This is a genomic window from Coriobacteriia bacterium (assembly GCA_013334745.1).
GTDB lineage: Bacteria > Actinomycetota > Coriobacteriia > Anaerosomatales > JAAXUF01 > JAAXWY01.
Genome location: JAAXWY010000009.1, coordinates 1 through 18,212, shown reverse-complemented (window position 1 = coordinate 18,212; position 18,212 = coordinate 1). Strand labels below are relative to the sequence as shown.

Here is an 18,212-nt window from a genome sequence, read left to right as displayed (position 1 = left end):
GGGTTCGCATGTCGTCGGACAAGGATTTTGAACGACTCATTGCCGAGAAGATGAAGTCGCAGGCCGAGGAAGGTGGCCTCGACCCCAACCGCATCAATCCTGAAGACGTGTGCGTCAGTACCACAGGCCGCACCGTGGAAGTCAGCTACGGCGACGCCAAGGTGGTGCTCCCGGCGCCCTCTCAGCGAACCTTGGATGAATGGTTCAAGGAGAATGGCCAGCAGATTGCGGGTGCCATGATGGCCCTTGGCGGCGTTGTTGTGGGTATGGCCGGCGCCGTTGGCGCCGCGGTCTACATGAACAAGAACAAGTAGCTCTCGCCTATCACCCCTGTGGACCATCACGCGGCCCCGGTGTATACGCAACGGGCGCATTTTCGGGAGTTGGGAACGAATTGGGCAACGAGATTGAGATCATCGGCGACGGCGACGGTTTCGCGTTTCTCGGAAACGCGACGGACGTTGAGCGCTTTCTCCGCGATCAGAGCTTGGACCAAGTCCCGTCGAAGAAGCTCGACTTGAACCGTCTGAAGTCAAGCGCGGCCGTTGGTGCAGACGTCGCGAAGAAGATCACTGAGAACTCGGGGCGCTGGGTGAAGTTGACGCCTGAGTCCGCGACCGCGGTAAGGAAGTTCGGTCTAATGGCGACCAAGACCCCGGGTGTCAGCCATGCCATGGTTGGCAAACCTGGCGAAATCCAGAAGTGGATTCAGATAGCCAAGGGCCCCGCTATGCTTCTGAGCGGTCCGACGGCAATCATCGCGCTGTCCGCGATGATGCAGCAGCAGGCCGTGCAGGCGCAGATGGACGAGATGCTCGAATATCTCAAGGCCATCGACGAGAAGGTCGATGACATCCTCCGCAATCAGAAGGACGCGGTACTTGCGGACATGATCGGGGTCGATCTGGTCATCGAGGAGGCTTTCACAGTCCGCGAGCAGACTTGCCGGGTCTCTGAGACCACATGGTCGAAGGTCCAGGCGACGTCCATGATCATCGCGCGCACGCAGGCGTATGCAATTCGTCAGCTTGACGGGATCGCTGGCAAGCTTGAGAGAACGACCGACGCCGGCGAGATGGCCAAGGCCGCCAAGGGTGCCGAGAGCAAGGTTCGGGAATGGCTTGCAGTCCTCGCGCGCTGCCTGCTACTTCAGGACGGGATTGCAGTGCTCGAGCTCGACCGCGTGCTTGATTCTGAACCAGAGGAACTCGAGCAGCACCGCCTGGGGTTGGCCGCGGCCAGGCAGAAGCGCGTCGAACTGCTCGCTCAGAGTACTGGCTGCTTGCTGACGCAGATGACGGAGACTGTGCGCAAGGCGAACTCCAAAGTCCTCTTCAATCCACTGAAGTCGCCCGCCACGGTACGTTCGAGCAAGAGGGTCTCGGACGACGTACACGAGTTTCGTGGGCGACTTGGTCTCGATTCCGATCAAGAGGACTGCGAAGCGAAGCGCTGGAGCCAGGCGGCGACCGAGACGAGAGACCAAGTTGTCTCCGCCACGGTCGAGGGCGTGAGTGCTGCCTACCATCTTGGCGCAGAGACGGTCGACCACGCCGCTGCTGCATTTCGCCCAGTCGACGCGGACGGTGACGGGGCAGGCAAGGCCCCGGTCCTGACTGCTGCCGAGGAGGCTGGTGCCGCGATCAAGGGCGCGGCCGCTGATGCCGCGGGTGCGGTGAGTGCCGGCGCCAAGACGGCAGGCGCGGCAGTGGGCGGGCTGGTGGCCGGCGCCGCTGACGCGGCTGACTCGCTATTTGGGCGCAAGAAGGATGCGGCCGCGCCGGAGGAGCCTGTAGAGGCAAAGGACGGGGTCACGGAGACTGGCGACGCGTAGTATCTCTGTGTCGCGACCGCTCGGAGCGCGGCGACCTGGTTGTGCCGACGGCTGCAGTTATCTGCGAAGCAGCCAGATCGCGTCTTCGCTCTCTAAAGCAAAAGGCCTAGGGGCCAAGCAGCAGGTGTGATCCGTGATCACGCGTCTAAACCTCAGTGCTCAGCGAGAACGATGATCCGGTCATCGCAGCACAGTTGCACCTGCTCTGACTTAAGCGGATTGGTGTGCACGCCGTAGGCTACGGATGCGTCCCGAGCCTCACGCCTGATTCGAAAGCCGATTGCCGTCTCACCGCGGCGTCTGGCCGACTCGACGATTGTGTAGAAGTCGACGGGCTGTTCACATGAGATGTAGTCGCCAGCAGGCTTGAGCGTTAGTTCTGAGCCTCCGTGGTCGAAGAGCTGCTCGAATACCGCATCGAGATCAGCGTTCTCCGACAACTGAGCCATCATCAGACTCGTCAGGTGCTCGCTGACGATGAAGTCATCGACTTTGGCCACCTCGGCCAGATCGCGATTTCGCATATCAAGCATCTCACTGACGATCGCAGCAGTCGTCTTGTCCCTGTCGGCGATATCGCGAAGATGAAGCAGCGTCACAAGCGTGATCGCATCCGCAGCTTGTGCACCGAGGTCGCGGTATGCCAGCACGATCACATGGTCGTATCCTGCCGCCTCCAACTGCTCGAGCATTTCGCGGTTGCGGATATCGGCCGTCAACACGGTGAGCTTCTGATTCACGAGTTCACCGCCAGATCGCATGATCTGTTCCTCAACGTCAGTGAAGCGGCTAACCACCGTTAGTGATGAACCCGGTGACACGTAGGCGTCGAGTTCGTGGGTGATGGCGGGTCCGGACACGTTCCAGCCGAGTATCAGCGCGCGCTCGGGTGCCGGTTCTGTCATCTCGCAGCATCGGATCGCATCCGCCGGGATCTCCGATCCGGGGCCAATAGAGGGCGTGAAACGGTCGTCATCCTGCGCGATTGCGATGACTCGGTCGCCTGATTCGAAGAGCGCATCCATCTGCGGATTAATGTGCACGGATGCGTCAGCGCGCTGAATGCCGATAACCGCGGAATTCTCATAGGCGGACAAGAGCTCGCCGTAGCTCCGTCCGGTCAGGGCGGGGGCATCGGCGAAGTACACCTCGTCACCACCGAAATCCAACAGCTCGCTGTAGACCACAGACAACCCACATTGACGCGAAGTCTGTGCGATCACCCGGGCGATCAAGTCCGAAGATAGTACCGACAGCATCCGATCACCGCTGCCAACCATACGCATTACATCGGAGCTTCGCGGATCCGACACCTGAGTCACAACGTGATAGGGCCCATCCTTGCGGTTTGGGTTCTTGGCGAGAGCAAGAACCACCTTGATCGCGTTGGTGTCCGGGTCTTCGCTGGTGGGCAGCACAATCACTGCCCGAGCGGAGTGAGGGTTGCCGATCTCAAGATCGACCATGTCAATCGGATTGCCCGAACGGCATATCACAGAGGTATTGCCGGTCTCGGGGACTTGCGCTCGTATCGCATCCTCCATCACAACCTTGTCCTCCTCCGCGAGGACGACAATGGCGGCACCTGTCTTGCGATTGGCGTTCGCCACCACCAGCTCGGAGATTATCGTGAACACCTGGGGGCACCAGCCTAGGATGAGGGTGTGGTCGTTCTCCACGACAAGCGATCGACCCTTACGGAGTTCCTCGATGCGGTGGTTGAGCCCGTTGCTGATGATGCCGATCAGCGCGCTGATCACGAAGATGCCGCCGACAGTCACGAACAGCATCGCGAACAGATACGCCCATGGCCCGGAGTCGCCGCCCATGGTGCCCGGGTCTAGGGTGCGCAGGCCGGCCTTCCACAAGAGCAGGCCGAATCCCTCGTTGGACGGCGCCGTCCGTGTGAGTCTCACAAACAGGGCAGCGCTGAAGACGATTGTGAGTGAGAGCCCGAACAGGGCAAGTAGCATGGCCGGTGTACCACGCGACATAATCTTGTCGAAGCGGTACTGAATGCGCTGCCTCAGCGTGATGCGCTTCAAGAGCCCTCCCCTGGTGCGGCCTGCCCGTTGACGGCCTCAAACTGCCGGCAAATGAGCCCTATAAGCCCTCTGCGACCGCACACATCAGTGCACGCCCCCGTCGCGAGACTGACGTTATCACAAGGCTACTCGTACCGGAGTGCGCGGCTACGTTGGCTCGGCCCAACTGTCAATGTTTGCAGCGTTCGGCCTTGGATCGCGGGTTCGACTTGTCGGCACAGTACGTGCTTAAATGTCGGTACAACTTGTACAACAAATCGGATGCATTGGAGACTCGATGTCGCCCAAGGTCACTCAGAAGATCACGCCCACGCACCCGGGGCTGAAGCGTTCCAGACAGGTTCGCACGGGGGTCGTCACAAACACGCTCTGGCGACAGGCTGACGGGGTGCAGGTCCACGTCTTCAAGATCGGCGAGACACGAGAGAACCTGCCCCGGATGGTGAGCTCTCTGCAGTCTGGCGAAACCTCAAGTTATGTCGTTGGACCGTATGGCAAACCATCGATAGCCCTCGTCTCATACGAGAGGTTCAGACCACTGATTGTGAAGGGCACGAAGAACGAAAGGTTCGCAATGCTGATTGCGGACGAACTCCTAGCCGATGCCCCTCAACATCTTTGGACCTCGGCAATCGAGGAACTGAGTGCGCTACCAAAGAGCGATCTCCTGACTCTGTGGAAGCTGACAGTCGCCTCATCTGACGATGAAGTTGAATCCCTACGGGGACAGATGCATCATGCCGAAGTCCTCGACAGGTTGCTTCTTAGGATGCGGGTTGCGAATTCAATCGCGGAGGCGCGCGACGCGGGCCTTTATGATGCGGCAGAGAGCATGACCAGCACCGTGTTCGATTCACGCCGTTAGTGGGTGACTCGTGAACCATGGGAGCTTCCTCGTAGCCCGCTTACGCCCCGCGGAAGTCCTCGCCGAATGGGACTGGCTGAAGGCCGAGGACGAGCCGTTCCAGCGCGAGGACCCGGTCGATTTCCTCCTGTCGACTGAGATTCAGGCCGTCTACTCGCTGTACAGACAGGAGTACTCGAAACTAGACGCAAAGCTGAACGTCCCGATGCCCGACGCGCTGCTCGAGTACAACCGATGGGTTTTGTTCAGCGATGAGCACGGCGTGCTCGTGGCATTTGCATGCTTCAAGACCACTGATTCCGGGCTGAAGCTTGGCATTCTGGCGACAAACGGAGACTCACTCGCGAAATCCGCCGCCAAACGGCTCACGCGATCTGCGCTCGCGTTGGCGGGAGTGTACGCTGAAGTCTCGGGCGGACTGGAGCGCTCGCTTTCCGGGCGCGTTCCCGTCGTCCCCTCCGACGTTGCCGAGGTCGTGCTCGGGAAGCCAATCATGAAGTTGCCCGATGGGGAGCACTACCGACGATCAATTTCCAACGTGGGGGCTCGGACCAAGATCATGGTGGGGCTGCCACCCGCGACGCCGCAGTAGCCGTGTGGGGTTTTGGTCCGTTGACCTTGCTGCCCGGCCCTCGGGTTCCCAACGCGGCAGGCCCTGTCCCGCCGGGTTCCCAGCCCGACGGCACCACCACTAGATCGACAGCCGCAGATTCTTGTCGACCGTCTCGGCCAACGCGGCCGGCACGCCGTGCTCCTCGGCCAAGTCGCGCCATCGTGAGACGCTCTCGATCGTCTCGTCGATGGTCTCGTCGATCACGCGCTTCGTGAAGCGGGGGCTCAGTCGCTCGAAGCCGTAGAAGTCCTCACGAGCGAAGTGGTCGCGCTTGCCGTTGAGCCTCATCCAGTGGCTGCTCACCCAGTCGCTGTCAGGCTTGTAGCTGTACGCCAGATCGTAGGCGGGAGCCAGACGCCATGTGTTCGTGTCATCAAGCATGAACGAGACGTTCTTGGAGTGGTCGTCGTGGTTGCGGGCGACCACGTTAAAGACCATGCGCCTGAAGAGCTGCATCGCGTCTTCGGCGCCGAGCCCCAACTCCCTGGCGGCCGCGAACACCTCCTCGTAGGAGTACGAGCCGGCCTGTTTGTAGCTCACGTGGGCGAGCGCACTGAGCGTCTGCACATGGCGCCGTGAGTTGCCGTCCCGGTCGAAGCGCTGGGTGATGAAGTGGCGCCTTTCGCCCTCATCGAGCAGGCGGCAGGGCATCATGTCGATCCCGCAGGCAGTCGCCATGAGGTGGTAGACGAACTCCATCGCGCCGAAGCCCATGGGGTCTCCGAACGCCTCCAGATTCGCGCTGCGCTCGCTGACGCCGTCGAACTTCATGATGTAGTGCGTGAATCCGCTCGGCGCATCGACCTGACCTGACCGCACCTCAGTGAAGTCATCGTTGAAGGCGAGTACGGCCTTTGGCCTGGCGCCCCCTGCGCTTACACCCACCGACATCAACTCGAGCATTGCGTCCGGGTCCGTCTGCCCACGACTGCCGAGGTCAACGCCGAACTCCGCTCGGCTATCCAGCACCTCTTGGGCGATGGAGACGAGAGTCTCGATCTCGACGTGCTGCGAAGCATTGAGGCCCTTCGTGCGAAGTGCCGGGTGATACGTGAGAGCTCCCATGCCTCGCTGGCCCGTGTACTTGAGGCGCTCGAGCGGGGTGACGTCAGCCTTCGATCTACCTTGGCCTGCGATCCACGCATCGAGTACAGCGTTGCCGAAGTCGTCCGGCAACGAATCGGCGATCATTCCCGGCAGTCCGTGGAACGCTGCCCGGTCCAGCTCGGGGAAGGCGTAGATGCGCCTCGAGAGCGGCATCTTCAGAGGAGCGAGCTCGATACCGGACTGGGTGAAGGCTGGTTCGAACTCAAACGCACCGACACCTCGCTCGGTATCGAAGCTGACCGCACCGACGTCGCGCGACCCGAACCTGACCATGGCGACATCGGTCACCATGCGGACTCATCCGTCGATATCGAACGCCGCTTGCGTGCGCCGGATGCCCGCTGCCGCTCCCGGCCTCTCAGTTTCGCCAGCTGGAGAGGCGAGACCTCTTGCACCGGCAGGAACGCATCGAGTCGGTTCGCCAGGTCGAGCGCCAGAAGTATCGCCGCCAGGTTCTCGAGCTGGACCTTTCCCTGCTCGGCGTTGAGGACGGTGCTTCTGCTCAAGCCCGCACGCGACGCCACTTCCGCCTGCGTGAGGTCGGCGTTGAGCCTCGCATTCCGCAGCCGGTTGCCCAGCTCCTCCGCGATGGCGAGTGGGGGCATCCTCTGTAGTTCCATAATGTAGTCCAATCTATATATAACAGGGGAAAGAGCGAGTTAATGTATCCGATATTCGACATTATAACAGACACAGTGGAACGGTAGTGCCATCTTCCATCAGTCATATGACTACTGTAGTATTCATTATATGAAACCCACCAGTGACATCGTTGAAGCGCTGTTCGGCGGCCAGGCGCGAGTCTCAGTCCTGCGCGTGCTCTTCACGCAGTCCGAATCGATTACGGGACGCCATATCGCGCGGCTCGCGGGTGTGAGTCAGGCCGGCGCCGCGCGCGCCCTCGAGCATCTCGCCGACCTCGGCGTCGTGACCCGGCGCAGCGTCGGCCGCGCGGTCCTGCATGAGCTCGCAAGAGAAAACCCGCTCGTGCAGCGCATCGTCACGCCGGTGTTCGAGGCGGAGCGGAATTTGCCGGTCATGCCGATCGCCCGGGCGGAAGCGGACCCGTCCGTATCGGCGCGCGTGAACCCACACGTGCGCCCGCACCTCGCGGCGCTCGAGGCCGCCTGCCGCAGGCACCGAGTCATCGCGAGTGCGCTATTCGGCTCGGCGACGCAGGTGGAGCAGGGCGTCGTACCAAACGACCTCGATATTCTCGTGACGTTCGAGCCGCTTGAGCCGCGGATGAAGGCGCAGGAGTACGCTGCCCTCGCTGCAGAGCTGGAGTCGATCATGGGGATGCCGGTCGACGTGATGGTGTCGACCGCGGTCAACAATGCCTATCTCGCCGACGAGATCGAGCGCAGCAAGGTGGTGCTTTATGAGGTCGCGTGACGTTCGCGTTTGCCTGGCCGACGTCCTCGCTGCGGCCGATGCGATTGACCAGTTCGTTGAAGGCGAGACACTCGAGAGCTATCGCGCGGACCTCAAACTCCGCTCTGCCGTCGAGCGCCAGTTCGAAATCATCGGGGAGGCGTTGAATGAAGGGCGTACGGCAGACCCCGCGCTCATCGAGACGATCCCGCGAGCGGGAGCCATCATCGGCTTCCGCAACCAGTTGATTCATGGCTACTCGTTGGTCGATGACGAGATCGTGTGGGGCAACGTCGAGCTGTTACCCGAGTTGCGACAAGCCGTCCAAGGCATGCTACTGACGTAGGTTCGTCACTCCGTCTTCCGCAACCCGTCGTGCGCCCCCGGGGTCTCGTCCACGCGGCTGAGACCTTAGGTACGTGCAGAGCGCAGACTGCCTGGCGATAGCGAACAAAACCTCTATTGACACAATTCGGATAGCGACTAAAATCTCTATATGAGCATGACTAATAGAGAAAGAAGTCTCTAATGGCTACTCGGAACAGCATCGGACAGGCTCGTGAGGTACTCGACCGACGGCTTACGCCGCTGCAGCCGGCGACGCAGTTCGCCCCACCGCGGCTCGGATGGATCCGCGCAATCCGCGATGCCTTGGGAATGTCGGCTGCGGAACTCGCGACTCGAATGGGGATCAGTGGTGCCTCTGTGCGCTCGCTTGAACAGAAGGAGCTGACGGGTGGCATCCGCGTGTCGTCGCTTCGGCGCGCGGCCGAAGCCATGGACTGCACACTCGTCTACGCCTTCGTCCCGAACACGAGCCTGGACGCCACGGTGCGCCGACAGGCGCAGCGAGTCTTGGATGAACAGATCGGCCGCACGCGTCAGACGATGGCGCTTGAGGCCCAGGAGGGCGAAGTGCGTGCCTCGGCAGTGGACGCCCAGCTGGACTCGATCATCGGTTCGGCCCGTCTGTGGTCAGGGCGCGGGACCAAGCGGTGAGCGTTTCAAGCCTGTTCGACGAGCCCACAGGAGCAACGCCGATCGATCCGGATGACGCCAAGGGACTGATTCCGACATGGGTGGCGACTCGGGGCGACCTGAACAACGCGGAACAGGAGAACATCGCCCGGGCCATCGCCTGGACCTCGTCGCGAGGTGGCCCGCAATCCGTGGAGGCACTGCTGTCAGACGAGATGCTTCGAGCTTTGCACAAGCGGATGTTCGGCGACGTCTGGAGATGGGCCGGCACGTATCGGCAGCATGAGACCAACTTGGGCGCGCCCTGGCTCTACGTGCCCACTCAGGTCCGAGAACTGCTCGCCGACGTGCGCGTCCAGACGTCGAACGCGAGACAGCTACCATGGCCAGCCGATGAGCTCGCGGTGCGGTTCCACCATCGCCTCGTTGCGATTCATCCATTCCCCAACGGCAACGGGCGCCACGCGCGCCTAGCCGCCGACCTGCTCGTTGAACTCCTGGGCGAGCAGTTCTTCTCGTGGGGCGCACGAGACCTCAACCGAGAGGGTGCGGCTCGGGAGGCGTATCTGGACGCACTGCGACGGGCGGATCGAGAGCTCGACTACGGGCCGCTGCTGCTGTTCGCCCGGTCGTAGCGGCAGCTACTCGCGGCGGCCCACCATCACCCCAGCTCGTCGCGATCGTTCATGACCTCGATGCCCGCGTGCGCACCGGTCCCCGCGAACACGACTTGCGTGCGTCCGCCACGCAGCGAGCGCAGCGTGACCTCGATCGTCCCGCCGAGCGACTCGGCGGCGCGTCCCTCCATCGCACCGAGCACCGGCGCCTTGAGGACGAGCGCCTCGCAGCCCTGGATGTGGATCTCGAGCTCCTCGCGCTTATCGGCGAGCATGAGGTGCGCCTCGTTCACGCCGGTCTCGATGCTTCTGAGCCTCGCGCCCGTGTACGTCGCGAACCGATGCAGCTGCCCGTCGAGTAGCAGACCCGCGATGTTGCCCACGAACGCGCCGGTCATCCACGGTACCTTGGCCACGGACACACTCACCGAGACGCCCGGGCGGCCGAAGTGGTTCGACTGCGCCCAGATCCACGAGCTCGGGAAGCTGCGCCCCCAGTCCTTCTCGATGTAGCCGCGGCCGCCGTCGAAGTCGAGCCGCTCGCCGTCGACCTCGAGCCAGCCGGAGAGCGAGTGGTCCATCGACAGCACGCCGTGGTAGGTCTCCATCCTCGGCACGAACCGGTACCAACCCATGATGCCGGGCGAGAATGCCGTGACCGGCCACGGCGACCAGGGGCCGAAGCGCACCTCGCCGCGAACCCGCCGGGCGCCGTCCTCGAGGTCGAGCGTCATCCCCTCGGTCGAGAACCTGTTGGGGCCCACGTTGATCGCGAACGGCTTGGTTGCATCGAAGCCGAACTGCTCGGCGGGGTAGGCGAAGTAGTGCATCTCACCGCCGGCGGGCACGATCTGCACGAACGAGTGGCAGGCGCTGCCGTCGGCCGAGTACGCGATGCCGGGGATAACGGCGACGATGCGGCGCTCGGCAGCGTCGACCTGTTTGAAGTACCAGCCCTCGAAGTAGCGCCGAGTCGTGCCGGCGCCTTGGTACTCGGCGGGATTCCAGATTCGGCGAAGTCCTGTCATGGCTAGGTTGGCAGCCTGACTCGGCTACTCGATCCCCGCGTGGGGTTCATCGTTCTCAAACCTGGGCATCGGTGTCTCCTCATCGCTTCGGCGGTCGCACGTAGTTCCATAGCTTATGTCTTTACCCATCCGTGCCATCGGCGAGCGGTAAGCCTAGACGAATGCGATGACTTAGCATATGCTAACCCGCGTAGACCACGACCCGCATACGGAGGTAGTTCGATGGATTCACTCGTGATCACGTTCAGGGAAGGCATCGAGGCCGCACTCGTCGTAGGCATCATGCTGGCGTTCGTTCGCAGGTCCGGTCGGCGTGAACTCGGTCGATGGATCTTCGCCGGCACCGTCTCGGCTGTCGCCTTCAGCGTTGCCGTCGCCGTGGCGCTTGGGCGCTTGGGCATAGAAGCAGAGAGCCCGATGCTCGAGGGCGTGCTCTACGCCGTGGCGGCGATCGCGGTGCTGTCGATGGTGTGGTGGATGTGGCGCAACAGCAGAAGCATCCGCGGCCACGTCGAGTCAAAGATGGGCGCCATCGTCGATGACGGGCGAAGCGCCGCCCGCACCGGCCTGGGACTCTTCCTGCTCTCGTTCTTCATGGTCGCCCGAGAAGGGGTCGAGACCGTGCTCTTCCTCGCCGCCGGCGCACTCGGTGAAGCCGGGTCTGCGAGCGTCCTGATCGGAGGGTTGGCAGGGCTGGCTCTGGCCGTCGTGTACGGCGTCGCGTTCGCTCGCGGTAGCGCCCGGATCGATCTGAAGCTCTTCTTCACGCTGACATCCGTGGTCCTCGGACTGCTGGCCGTCAAGTTGATCGGTGGATCGATACACGAGTTCGAGGAGGCCGGAGTCATTGCGATGTCCGAGACGGCCGCCCACTTCTTCGATGCGTTCAGCGACAGCGTGGTCATCGACTGGCTGTTCCTGGTGCCGCTGGTCGTGCCGCTGGTCGCCCCGTACGTGAAGCGGGGGTCGGGTCGCGGGCACACACCTGCCGCGACCGGCGCGTAGCTGGCAGGTCAGTCTCACCCGTGTCAGCCCCGACTGCTACTCTCGCTGTAGGGGAGTTCGACGAAGGGCGGGGCATGAGCGAATCCGACACAGCGACCGTCTATCCGTTTCGCATCATCACCCCTGGTGAGTCTGCGCCCATCGTCGCGCACGTCCCGCATTCGGCGTGGCGCATCGCCGAAGGGGCCCGACCGCAGTTCCTGCTCTCCGACGACGAACTCCGGCGTGAGGTCGTGCGGCTGACCGATTGGCATGTCGATGAGCTGTACTCTTGGGTCACCGGTCTGGGCGCCAGGGTCTTCATCAACACCGTCTCGCGCCTCATCTTCGACCCGGAGCGATTCGTAGACGACAGCCAAGAGCCGATGGCCGCGGTCGGACAAGGCGCTTTCTACACCCACTCGACGCAGGGCGAGCTTCTTCGAGAGCTCACCGACGAGGATCGTGCGAGGCTGACACGCGACCTCTACGAGCCGTACCACGAGGGCCTCTCGGCGACTGTCGACTGGTGCCTCGAGCGGTTCGGCAGCTGCCTGATCCTCGACTGCCACTCGTTCGCAACGACGCCGCTTCCCAGCGAACCGAGCCAGGACGTGCCCCGTCCCGACATCTGCATCGGGACCGATTCGGTTCACACCCCTGCCAGACTCGCCGAGGCGCTCGAGTGGGCGTTTCGCGGCGAGAAGCTTGTCGTGGAGCGAGACACCCCGTTCGCGGGCACGCTTGTGCCACTCAAGCACTACCGGTGCGACCCGCGCGTGCAGTCGCTGATGATCGAGGTGCGCCGGGGCCTGTACTGCGACGAGTCGACCGGCGAGCCGAACGCCAACTTCGATCTCGTGCGCGCCATGCTTGAGCGCGTAGTGACATATGCGGTCGGGACTACCATGAAGGGGGAGATACCGTGAGACACGCTTCCGAGGTGTTCGAGGGTGCGGGGCCGGATGTGGCGCTCGCACTTGCGCTGGCCAGCGCCGTTCACGCCGAGCAACGCGACAAGGCCGATGCGCCGTACATCGACCACCCGCTGCGAGTGGCGCACAAGTTCGAGGACGATCCTGCACGGATCGTTGCGCTGCTGCACGATGTGCTTGAAGACAGCGATACGCCGCAGGCGGATCTACGCGATCGGTTCTCCAGCGAGGTCGTGGATGCGGTCGTCGCGCTCACGCGAGTTGCGGGCGAGCCGTCGGACATCTACTACCGGCGCGTTCGCTCGAATGCGCTGGCGCTGCGCGTGAAACTCGGTGACATCCACGACAACCTCGAGCCATGGCGCTTCGCCAAGCTGAGTGTCGAACGACGGCAGCACTTCATGCGCAAGTACGGCGCAGCGCTGATCGCGCTCGCGGAGTAGTCCCGCCCTTGGCGCCCGGACTGCCCAAGCCCTCGGTGTCACACCCACGTGTTGTACAGTTGATGTACGGATTGCCGTCCCGATGACGGCACGCGGGATTTGAAGAGCAGATTGCAGCCGCGAAACCAACTGCTAAAGCGCCATGGGCGACGCCCGTGGCCAAGAGGGAGAACGCCATGGAGCAGCGCCACGGTCTGGACTTCGAGTTCACCGCTCAGGATCGTCGGGAGTTCGAGGCGATCGCCGCGATACCCGCCCCTGCGTTGCATGCCTGCGAACGAGCACAGCTGCGAATTCGCGCGGCGAGCGAATGGATATCGCGCGCCGGTGCACGCCTGATCTACGATCGCCTGCCCCAGCCGGGGGAGCACGCCAGCCGAGTCGTGACGGGTGTGTTCAGGTGCCAGTTCGACCAGTCCCGCTTGCCGTCCGCAGCGGTTGAGGCACTGCTCAGCGCGGATGACGCGTTCTTGGTCGTTGAAAGCTTCGCGGCTCTCTCAGGAGTCGACGGCGGTGGGGAGGTATTCCGCAAGCGACGCGCGTCCGATCGGGCACCTGACGGTGACTCCGCGCCTGCACAAGGGCCCGCGATCATCACGTTAGGAATCGCGTGGGACCTCTTTGCGAAGCGAACAGGTGGCGCGCCCACGTACGTGCTGATCGACTCCCCGGGTTGGGAACAGCTCGGCCGGTAATCGAGATAGGAAAGCTTCTGATGCTCAACAACAACACTGTCCCGCTCGACGACAATCGGCTCTCCTTCCTCACGACTCATCTTGGCGAGGACGGCTCGGCGCCCTCCTTTTCCATCGACGTCGAGAAGGCCGAGGACAGTCACTACAGCTTCTCGGCCACCCAGATGAGCGCCCTCGACTCCTACCTCGTCGAGCATCACCCGGGCGCGACGCTCGTCGAGCGCCTGCGCGCGTTCATCGCAAGCTTCGAGCACTCCGGCTACGCGGAGCGTGAGCTCCGCAATCTGAGCGCGCGGCTCGGCATCGATATGGACGAGCGACACTTCGACAGCTACGACGACTATCCGGGACTGTAGCCGTCCAAGTCGCCTCCGCGGCGGCGTCGCCCCAGTTCCCCTGTCAACCCCATCTGACCTGCGAGTTCGTTGCGCCTCGCGTGCGCGCGTTTCGCGCCCGCGCGTACGAATAATGGAGCCTCAGGACGAACCCGACGGATCGGAGGCGATGAGACGATGTGGCTCTACGTGGATCGCGAGGCGTTCCAGATGTGGACGCAGTCATCTCCCGAGGAGTTCGACGCGTGGCACGCCGCGCGTGTCCCCGCGACGGCGGCGGAGTCCATGTGTGCGTGGTACGACGAGCCAGAGTGGGTCGCCGATTCAACTCGGCATCTTCGATGGGTATCGGACACGATTCGGCAGTACGCCGATGAGATCGGCACGCCATACGGGCTGTGGCCCGACGAGGCCCTCGGGTTCGTCCGCTTCAACGCTGTGCTCACCCCGGACTTCGGCCCCCAGGGCTTCTGGGGAGTGCTCCAGGGCGCCGGCGTTGCAACCCTGCGCGTAGACGAGCCTCCACGTGCGCTGTCGCGCTGGCGATGGGAGTCGGTGCGTCTGCCCGTCTATCGTGCCTGCGCGACGTACGAACTGGAGCGCTGGGTCCGGCAATCGATGGACTGGCGCTGGACCCGCCCCATCGGGGTCGGAGGCCACATCCGACAGGTCTCGGACGGCTCGCTCGAAATCCTCCCGATCATGATCCGCGACTACTGGTGAGATGGTCACCACACGCATCTGCCGAGACGCACGCAGGCCGCCCGCGCATATGCGAGCGGCCTGCAGAGAGCTCAGTCTCGTTGCGCTATCTCGCCCAGACCACCGCGCGACGGTTCTTGAGGCGACCCTTGGCCGTCCGGTTCGAAGCCACAGGGTTGGCTCCGCCGTAGCCGTAGGTCGTCACGCTCGCCTTGCTGCCGTGGTCCCGCAGCTGCGTGATCAGGTACGCGCGCACTGCCGCGGCTCGCGCTGATGACAGCTTCTTGCGCGACTTGATGGTGCTGCCACCATCAGGGTCGTTGGACGTGTACCCGCCGACCCGGACGTGCAGTAGGTCCTTCGCCGCGATTCGGTGGGCCCATGCGCGCAGCGCGCGCCTCGCGCCGGGACGAAGCTTGGTCGAGTTCATAGCGAAGTGCACGCTGCCCACCGTGTCGTAGGAGTCGCGCACGAACATCGCAGCGAGCACGTGGTCGGTCGTGACCACGCTGAAGTCGACCGTGTAGCTTGTTCCGATCGACTCGCCGTCGATCTTGGTCGCCACGAGGTGGTACCCGTTGGCTGCCTCAATCTGGAACGTCTTGCTCGTACCGGCGACCACCGTCTGGACCTCAGACGGGCTGATGGTGCCGCCGATGCCTGCGGCCGGGCTCAGCGTGTGTGTGCGGTACTCGTACGCGCCCATGTCCACCGCATCGCCGCGAGCGTAGCCGTCCTTGTCGGTAAGGGGAGCGTCGATCGGCGTACCGACGCCGATGCAGGGCGAGTCGGCGTTGAGGTGGAAGTTCGCGGCTTCGGTGTCAACGAAGCTCGGCGCGGCATCGATGTTGCCATCGTAGCCGCCGCCGCCCTCGACATCCGAGTAGCTGGCGCTGCAGTTGTGCAGGTTTTCGCCGTTGCCCCAGACGATGCAGTTGAAGATGTACGCAGATGCTTCGTCACAGTACACGCCATCTCCGGAGTTGCCGGCATCGTTGCCGTAGATGGTGCAGTTGACCAGGCGCAGGTAAGCGTCCCAGTCCAACGCTGCGGCTCCACCGTCGCCGGCTGCCGTGTTGCCGACGAATACGCAGTTGGTCGCGTGTGCATCGCCGTCATCTTCCGCCCACGCGCCGCCGCCATCGTCGCCCGCGGAGTTGTCGAAGAAGTCGCAGCCGATGAAGAACAGATCGGCGTATTCGTCCGAACCCACAGCGCCACCATCGGCGGTCGTGGAGTTGTTGCTGATGACGCAGTCGGTGAACGTGGCGTCGCAGTCATAGGCGCTGATTCCGCCACCGTCGTTATCGGCGCGGCTGTTGCTGATGGTGCACCGCAGAAACGTCGGCGAGACGCTTTCGCCGCAGTACATGCCACCACCGCGGCCGTAGAGCGACTCGTTGCCGTCGATGGTGCAGTCAACGAAGTCGGGATGCGCCCGCTCGGCGAAGCACAGCCCGCCGCCGTACTCGTCAGAGTGGTTGCCGCTGACGTCACACTCGCTTACCTGCGCGTCTGAGTTGTCGGCGAAGATGCCACCCGCACGGTAGCCCGCGGTGTTGGTCGTGATCGTGGAGTCGCTGATCGTGGGGCTGCAGTCGTGGATGTAGATCGCACCGTCGTCGTTTGCCCTGTTGCTCGTGACGACCGAGTCGGTCATGACCCCGTCCGCGCTCCAGAAGTAGACGCCGGCACCGTCGTTGTAGCTGGTGTTGCCCGTGAAGGTGCAGTCGGTGATGGTGGGCTTGGAGTTCTCGGCGAACAGCCCTGCGCCGTCGACCGCGGTGTTGCCGGTCATCGTGCAGGCGGAGATCGTCAGGTCGGAGCCGTTGAGGGCGACCATGCCGCTGCCGTCGCCGGCGCTGTGCGTGAGCGTGAAGCCCGAAATCGTCGTCGCCGAGCTGATCGCCGACGCATAGACCGTCGGTGTCGCACCGTCACTGCCGTCCGCCGTCAGCGTCGTGACATCCGCGCCGGCACCGATGAGCGAGACGCCGTCCTTCATCCGTACCTGGCCCGCGAACGTGCCGGCGGCTACCATCACCCGGTCACCGGGCGAAGCTGCGTCGACCGCAGCCTGTACGTCGGTGTAGTCGCCACCCGAGGTCGCGACGTGGATGTCGACCGCGAGCGCCTGCGCGGGCAGCACGAGCGCGGCGACCACGAGCATGCCCAAGGCACCGGGAACGAGACGGGTTGGTGAGAACGTGCGCGTGCACTTCATGGTATCTCCCCCCACGAAACGGACTCTGCGGCCCCTCACGGTTTCCCATTCCGAGAGAGGCACCGAGGTTTGTATTCCCAATTCCCCACACTCGTTGTCGGGACACGCGCATCGCTGGTGCGGCCGTGCGAGAATGGCGACATGGGCGGTAGCGATCGAAACGGGGCGACGGTGCGCGATACGAGCAGGCGAGCGAGCCTAGGCGACACGCGGATTCCAGTCGCACTCATGGTCGCGGCCGCGGTGGCGCTCGCGTGTGCGCTGGCGCCCGCCACGGCGCGTGCGGCCGACCCCTCGGTCGTCCTCGGTGCCAGTCCGGTCGCGATGCCTGCGGCAACTGCCGCCCCCGGCGCAATCGTCATCGACTACGCCGGCGGCTACACCTCGGCCGCGCCCTACAAGCTCAGGCGCGCCGGCGTGGGCATCGTCATCCGGTACGTGGGCGCGTCGAAGTGGAAGTCGCTTACTCGCGCCGAGGCCAACCGCCTGCGCGCGAACAACATCGACGTCATCGCCGTCTACGAGACGAGTGCGGGCTGGATGCTCGGCGGGTACAAGGCCGGCGTGAAGGCCGCGAAGATCGCACGCCGAGCCGTCCGAGAGTGTGGCGGCCCCAGCGAGCCCTTCATCTACTTCGCGTGCGACGTGCCCACCTACCGCTTCTCGACGGTCAACGCGTGTCTGCGCGGCGCAGCGTCGGTGATCGGCAGCGAGAACGTCGGTATCTACGGCAGCTACGGCGTGTGCAACGAGGCCCTCAAGGCCGGCGTCGCCGATAAGGCCTGGCAGACGATCGCCTGGTCGAGCGGCCGGGTGCTGCCTACCGCGGCGCTCTACCAGACCGCACCCAAGGTCCACGGCAGCGTCGGAATCAGCGACTACGACTCGAACTACGCACGCACCGACGACCTCGGCCAGTGGGCGTTCGCGCGCGGCAGCCTCACCTGGCAGCAGGCCGCCCCTGCGGTCGCCGAGACGCTCACCGCGATCGACTTCGCGCCGAGCGCGAGCACTGCGACCACCGCGTTCGCGGTCGGTGACGGCGGCGCAGCCATCGCCACGACCGACGGCGGCGCGACCTGGTCGGCGCGAACACTGCCGACGACGGTAGCACTGAGCGCGATCGACTTCGCCGACACCCAGACCGCCTGGGTCGCCGGAGCCAGCGGCACGATGCTGCGCACGACCGATGGCGGCGCGACCTGGGTCCCCCAGTCGAGCGGGACCGACCGCTTCCTTTATGGCGTGTCGTTCGCGGACGCCAGCACCGGCACGGTCGTGGGGGCCTACGGCACGCTCCTCTGCACGGCCGACGGCGGCGCGACGTGGACGCCGCGGCCGAGCGGGACGGCGGATCATCTCTTTGGGGTTTCGCGCCAGGGCACCGGCTCGGGCACGGTCGTGGGGAATCACGGCACGGTCCTGCGGACGAC

The 18,212-nt window shown here is 63.9% G+C and carries 20 protein-coding genes; 15 read left to right on the top strand and 5 right to left on the bottom strand.

Going from position 1 to position 18,212, the window contains the following annotated elements; all coding sequences use genetic code 11:
• The first annotated feature begins 8 nt into the window (after nucleotides 1–8).
• Both HGB10_03990 and HGB10_03985 read left to right on the top strand, forming a co-directional pair.
• Nucleotides 9–314 carry a hypothetical protein gene (locus HGB10_03990; GenBank protein ID NTU70968.1) on the top strand — a complete coding sequence of 102 codons (306 nt, stop codon included), beginning with the start codon at nucleotides 9–11 and terminating at the stop codon, nucleotides 312–314.
• Between the two features lie 80 nt (nucleotides 315–394).
• Nucleotides 395–1,834 (top strand): hypothetical protein, encoded by a 1,440-nt coding sequence (locus HGB10_03985; GenBank protein NTU70967.1) that lies wholly within the window; start codon nucleotides 395–397, stop codon nucleotides 1,832–1,834.
• A gap of 152 nt (nucleotides 1,835–1,986) precedes the next feature.
• Here HGB10_03985 and HGB10_03980 read toward each other — a convergent pair whose 3' ends face one another.
• Nucleotides 1,987–3,879 carry a potassium transporter TrkA gene (locus HGB10_03980; protein NTU70966.1) on the bottom strand — a complete coding sequence of 631 codons (1,893 nt, stop codon included), beginning with the start codon at nucleotides 3,877–3,879 and terminating at the stop codon, nucleotides 1,987–1,989.
• A gap of 277 nt (nucleotides 3,880–4,156) precedes the next feature.
• Between HGB10_03980 and HGB10_03975 the strand changes: the two genes are divergently transcribed.
• Together HGB10_03975 and HGB10_03970 are read left to right on the top strand one after the other, a co-directional pair.
• Nucleotides 4,157–4,744 carry a hypothetical protein gene (locus HGB10_03975; protein ID NTU70965.1) on the top strand — a complete coding sequence of 196 codons (588 nt, stop codon included), beginning with the start codon at nucleotides 4,157–4,159 and terminating at the stop codon, nucleotides 4,742–4,744.
• A 10-nt stretch (nucleotides 4,745–4,754) separates the two neighbouring features.
• Nucleotides 4,755–5,336: a hypothetical protein gene (locus HGB10_03970; GenBank protein ID NTU70964.1), complete on the top strand. Its 582-nt coding sequence runs from the start codon at nucleotides 4,755–4,757 to the stop codon at nucleotides 5,334–5,336.
• A gap of 99 nt (nucleotides 5,337–5,435) precedes the next feature.
• Here HGB10_03970 and HGB10_03965 read toward each other — a convergent pair whose 3' ends face one another.
• Together HGB10_03965 and HGB10_03960 are read right to left on the bottom strand one after the other, a co-directional pair.
• Nucleotides 5,436–6,755, bottom strand: a complete 1,320-nt coding sequence (locus HGB10_03965; GenBank protein ID NTU70963.1) for a type II toxin-antitoxin system HipA family toxin — start codon at nucleotides 6,753–6,755, stop codon at nucleotides 5,436–5,438.
• A complete protein-coding gene (locus HGB10_03960) occupies nucleotides 6,749–7,084 on the bottom strand; it encodes a helix-turn-helix transcriptional regulator (protein NTU70962.1) in 336 nt (111 codons plus the stop codon). The genes HGB10_03965 and HGB10_03960 overlap by 7 nt, the downstream gene beginning before the upstream one ends.
• A 196-nt stretch (nucleotides 7,085–7,280) precedes the next feature.
• On the opposite strand from HGB10_03960, the gene HGB10_03955 reads away from it, so the two are divergent.
• The 4 genes from HGB10_03955 to HGB10_03940 all read left to right on the top strand — a co-directional run bounded on the left by HGB10_03955 (nucleotide 7,281) and on the right by HGB10_03940 (nucleotide 9,451).
• Nucleotides 7,281–7,859: a hypothetical protein gene (locus HGB10_03955; GenBank protein ID NTU70961.1), complete on the top strand. Its 579-nt coding sequence runs from the start codon at nucleotides 7,281–7,283 to the stop codon at nucleotides 7,857–7,859.
• Entirely contained in the window at nucleotides 7,846–8,184 is a 339-nt protein-coding gene (locus tag HGB10_03950) for a DUF86 domain-containing protein (GenBank protein ID NTU70960.1), read from the top strand. The genes HGB10_03955 and HGB10_03950 overlap by 14 nt, the downstream gene beginning before the upstream one ends.
• A gap of 182 nt (nucleotides 8,185–8,366) precedes the next feature.
• A complete protein-coding gene (locus HGB10_03945; GenBank protein ID NTU70959.1) occupies nucleotides 8,367–8,837 on the top strand; it encodes a mobile mystery protein A in 471 nt (156 codons plus the stop codon).
• On the top strand, nucleotides 8,834–9,451 hold the full coding sequence (locus HGB10_03940; GenBank protein ID NTU70958.1) for a mobile mystery protein B: 618 nt from the start codon (nucleotides 8,834–8,836) through the stop codon (nucleotides 9,449–9,451). Before HGB10_03945 ends, HGB10_03940 begins: the two co-directional genes overlap by 4 nt.
• A gap of 26 nt (nucleotides 9,452–9,477) precedes the next feature.
• On the opposite strand, the gene HGB10_03935 is transcribed toward HGB10_03940, so the two are convergent.
• Complete coding sequence (locus tag HGB10_03935) at nucleotides 9,478–10,461, bottom strand: hypothetical protein (protein ID NTU70957.1); 984 nt, start codon at nucleotides 10,459–10,461, stop codon at nucleotides 9,478–9,480.
• 222 nt (nucleotides 10,462–10,683) lie between these two features.
• On the opposite strand from HGB10_03935, the gene HGB10_03930 reads away from it, so the two are divergent.
• From HGB10_03930 to HGB10_03905, 6 genes are all read left to right on the top strand, one after another.
• Nucleotides 10,684–11,466, top strand: coding sequence for a hypothetical protein (locus tag HGB10_03930; GenBank protein ID NTU70956.1), 783 nt, complete (start codon nucleotides 10,684–10,686; stop codon nucleotides 11,464–11,466).
• Between the two features lie 74 nt (nucleotides 11,467–11,540).
• The gene (locus HGB10_03925) at nucleotides 11,541–12,374 is read left to right on the top strand and encodes an N-formylglutamate amidohydrolase (protein NTU70955.1); all 834 of its coding nucleotides are present in this window, start codon (nucleotides 11,541–11,543) and stop codon (nucleotides 12,372–12,374) included.
• The gene (locus HGB10_03920) at nucleotides 12,371–12,823 is read left to right on the top strand and encodes an HD domain-containing protein (protein ID NTU70954.1); all 453 of its coding nucleotides are present in this window, start codon (nucleotides 12,371–12,373) and stop codon (nucleotides 12,821–12,823) included. The genes HGB10_03925 and HGB10_03920 overlap by 4 nt, the downstream gene beginning before the upstream one ends.
• Before the next feature lie 176 nt (nucleotides 12,824–12,999).
• The gene (locus HGB10_03915; GenBank protein NTU70953.1) at nucleotides 13,000–13,518 is read left to right on the top strand and encodes a hypothetical protein; all 519 of its coding nucleotides are present in this window, start codon (nucleotides 13,000–13,002) and stop codon (nucleotides 13,516–13,518) included.
• 20 nt (nucleotides 13,519–13,538) lie between these two features.
• Entirely contained in the window at nucleotides 13,539–13,874 is a 336-nt protein-coding gene (locus tag HGB10_03910) for a hypothetical protein (GenBank protein NTU70952.1), read from the top strand.
• Between the two features lie 156 nt (nucleotides 13,875–14,030).
• Nucleotides 14,031–14,576: a hypothetical protein gene (locus tag HGB10_03905; GenBank protein ID NTU70951.1), complete on the top strand. Its 546-nt coding sequence runs from the start codon at nucleotides 14,031–14,033 to the stop codon at nucleotides 14,574–14,576.
• Between the two features lie 85 nt (nucleotides 14,577–14,661).
• Here HGB10_03905 and HGB10_03900 read toward each other — a convergent pair whose 3' ends face one another.
• Nucleotides 14,662–16,779 carry an OmpA family protein gene (locus tag HGB10_03900; GenBank protein NTU70950.1) on the bottom strand — a complete coding sequence of 706 codons (2,118 nt, stop codon included), beginning with the start codon at nucleotides 16,777–16,779 and terminating at the stop codon, nucleotides 14,662–14,664.
• Nucleotides 16,780–16,920: 141 nt separating this feature from the next.
• On the opposite strand from HGB10_03900, the gene HGB10_03895 reads away from it, so the two are divergent.
• Nucleotides 16,921–18,212: DUF1906 domain-containing protein (locus tag HGB10_03895; protein ID NTU70949.1), on the top strand; the 1,292-nt coding region annotated here is incomplete at its 3' end.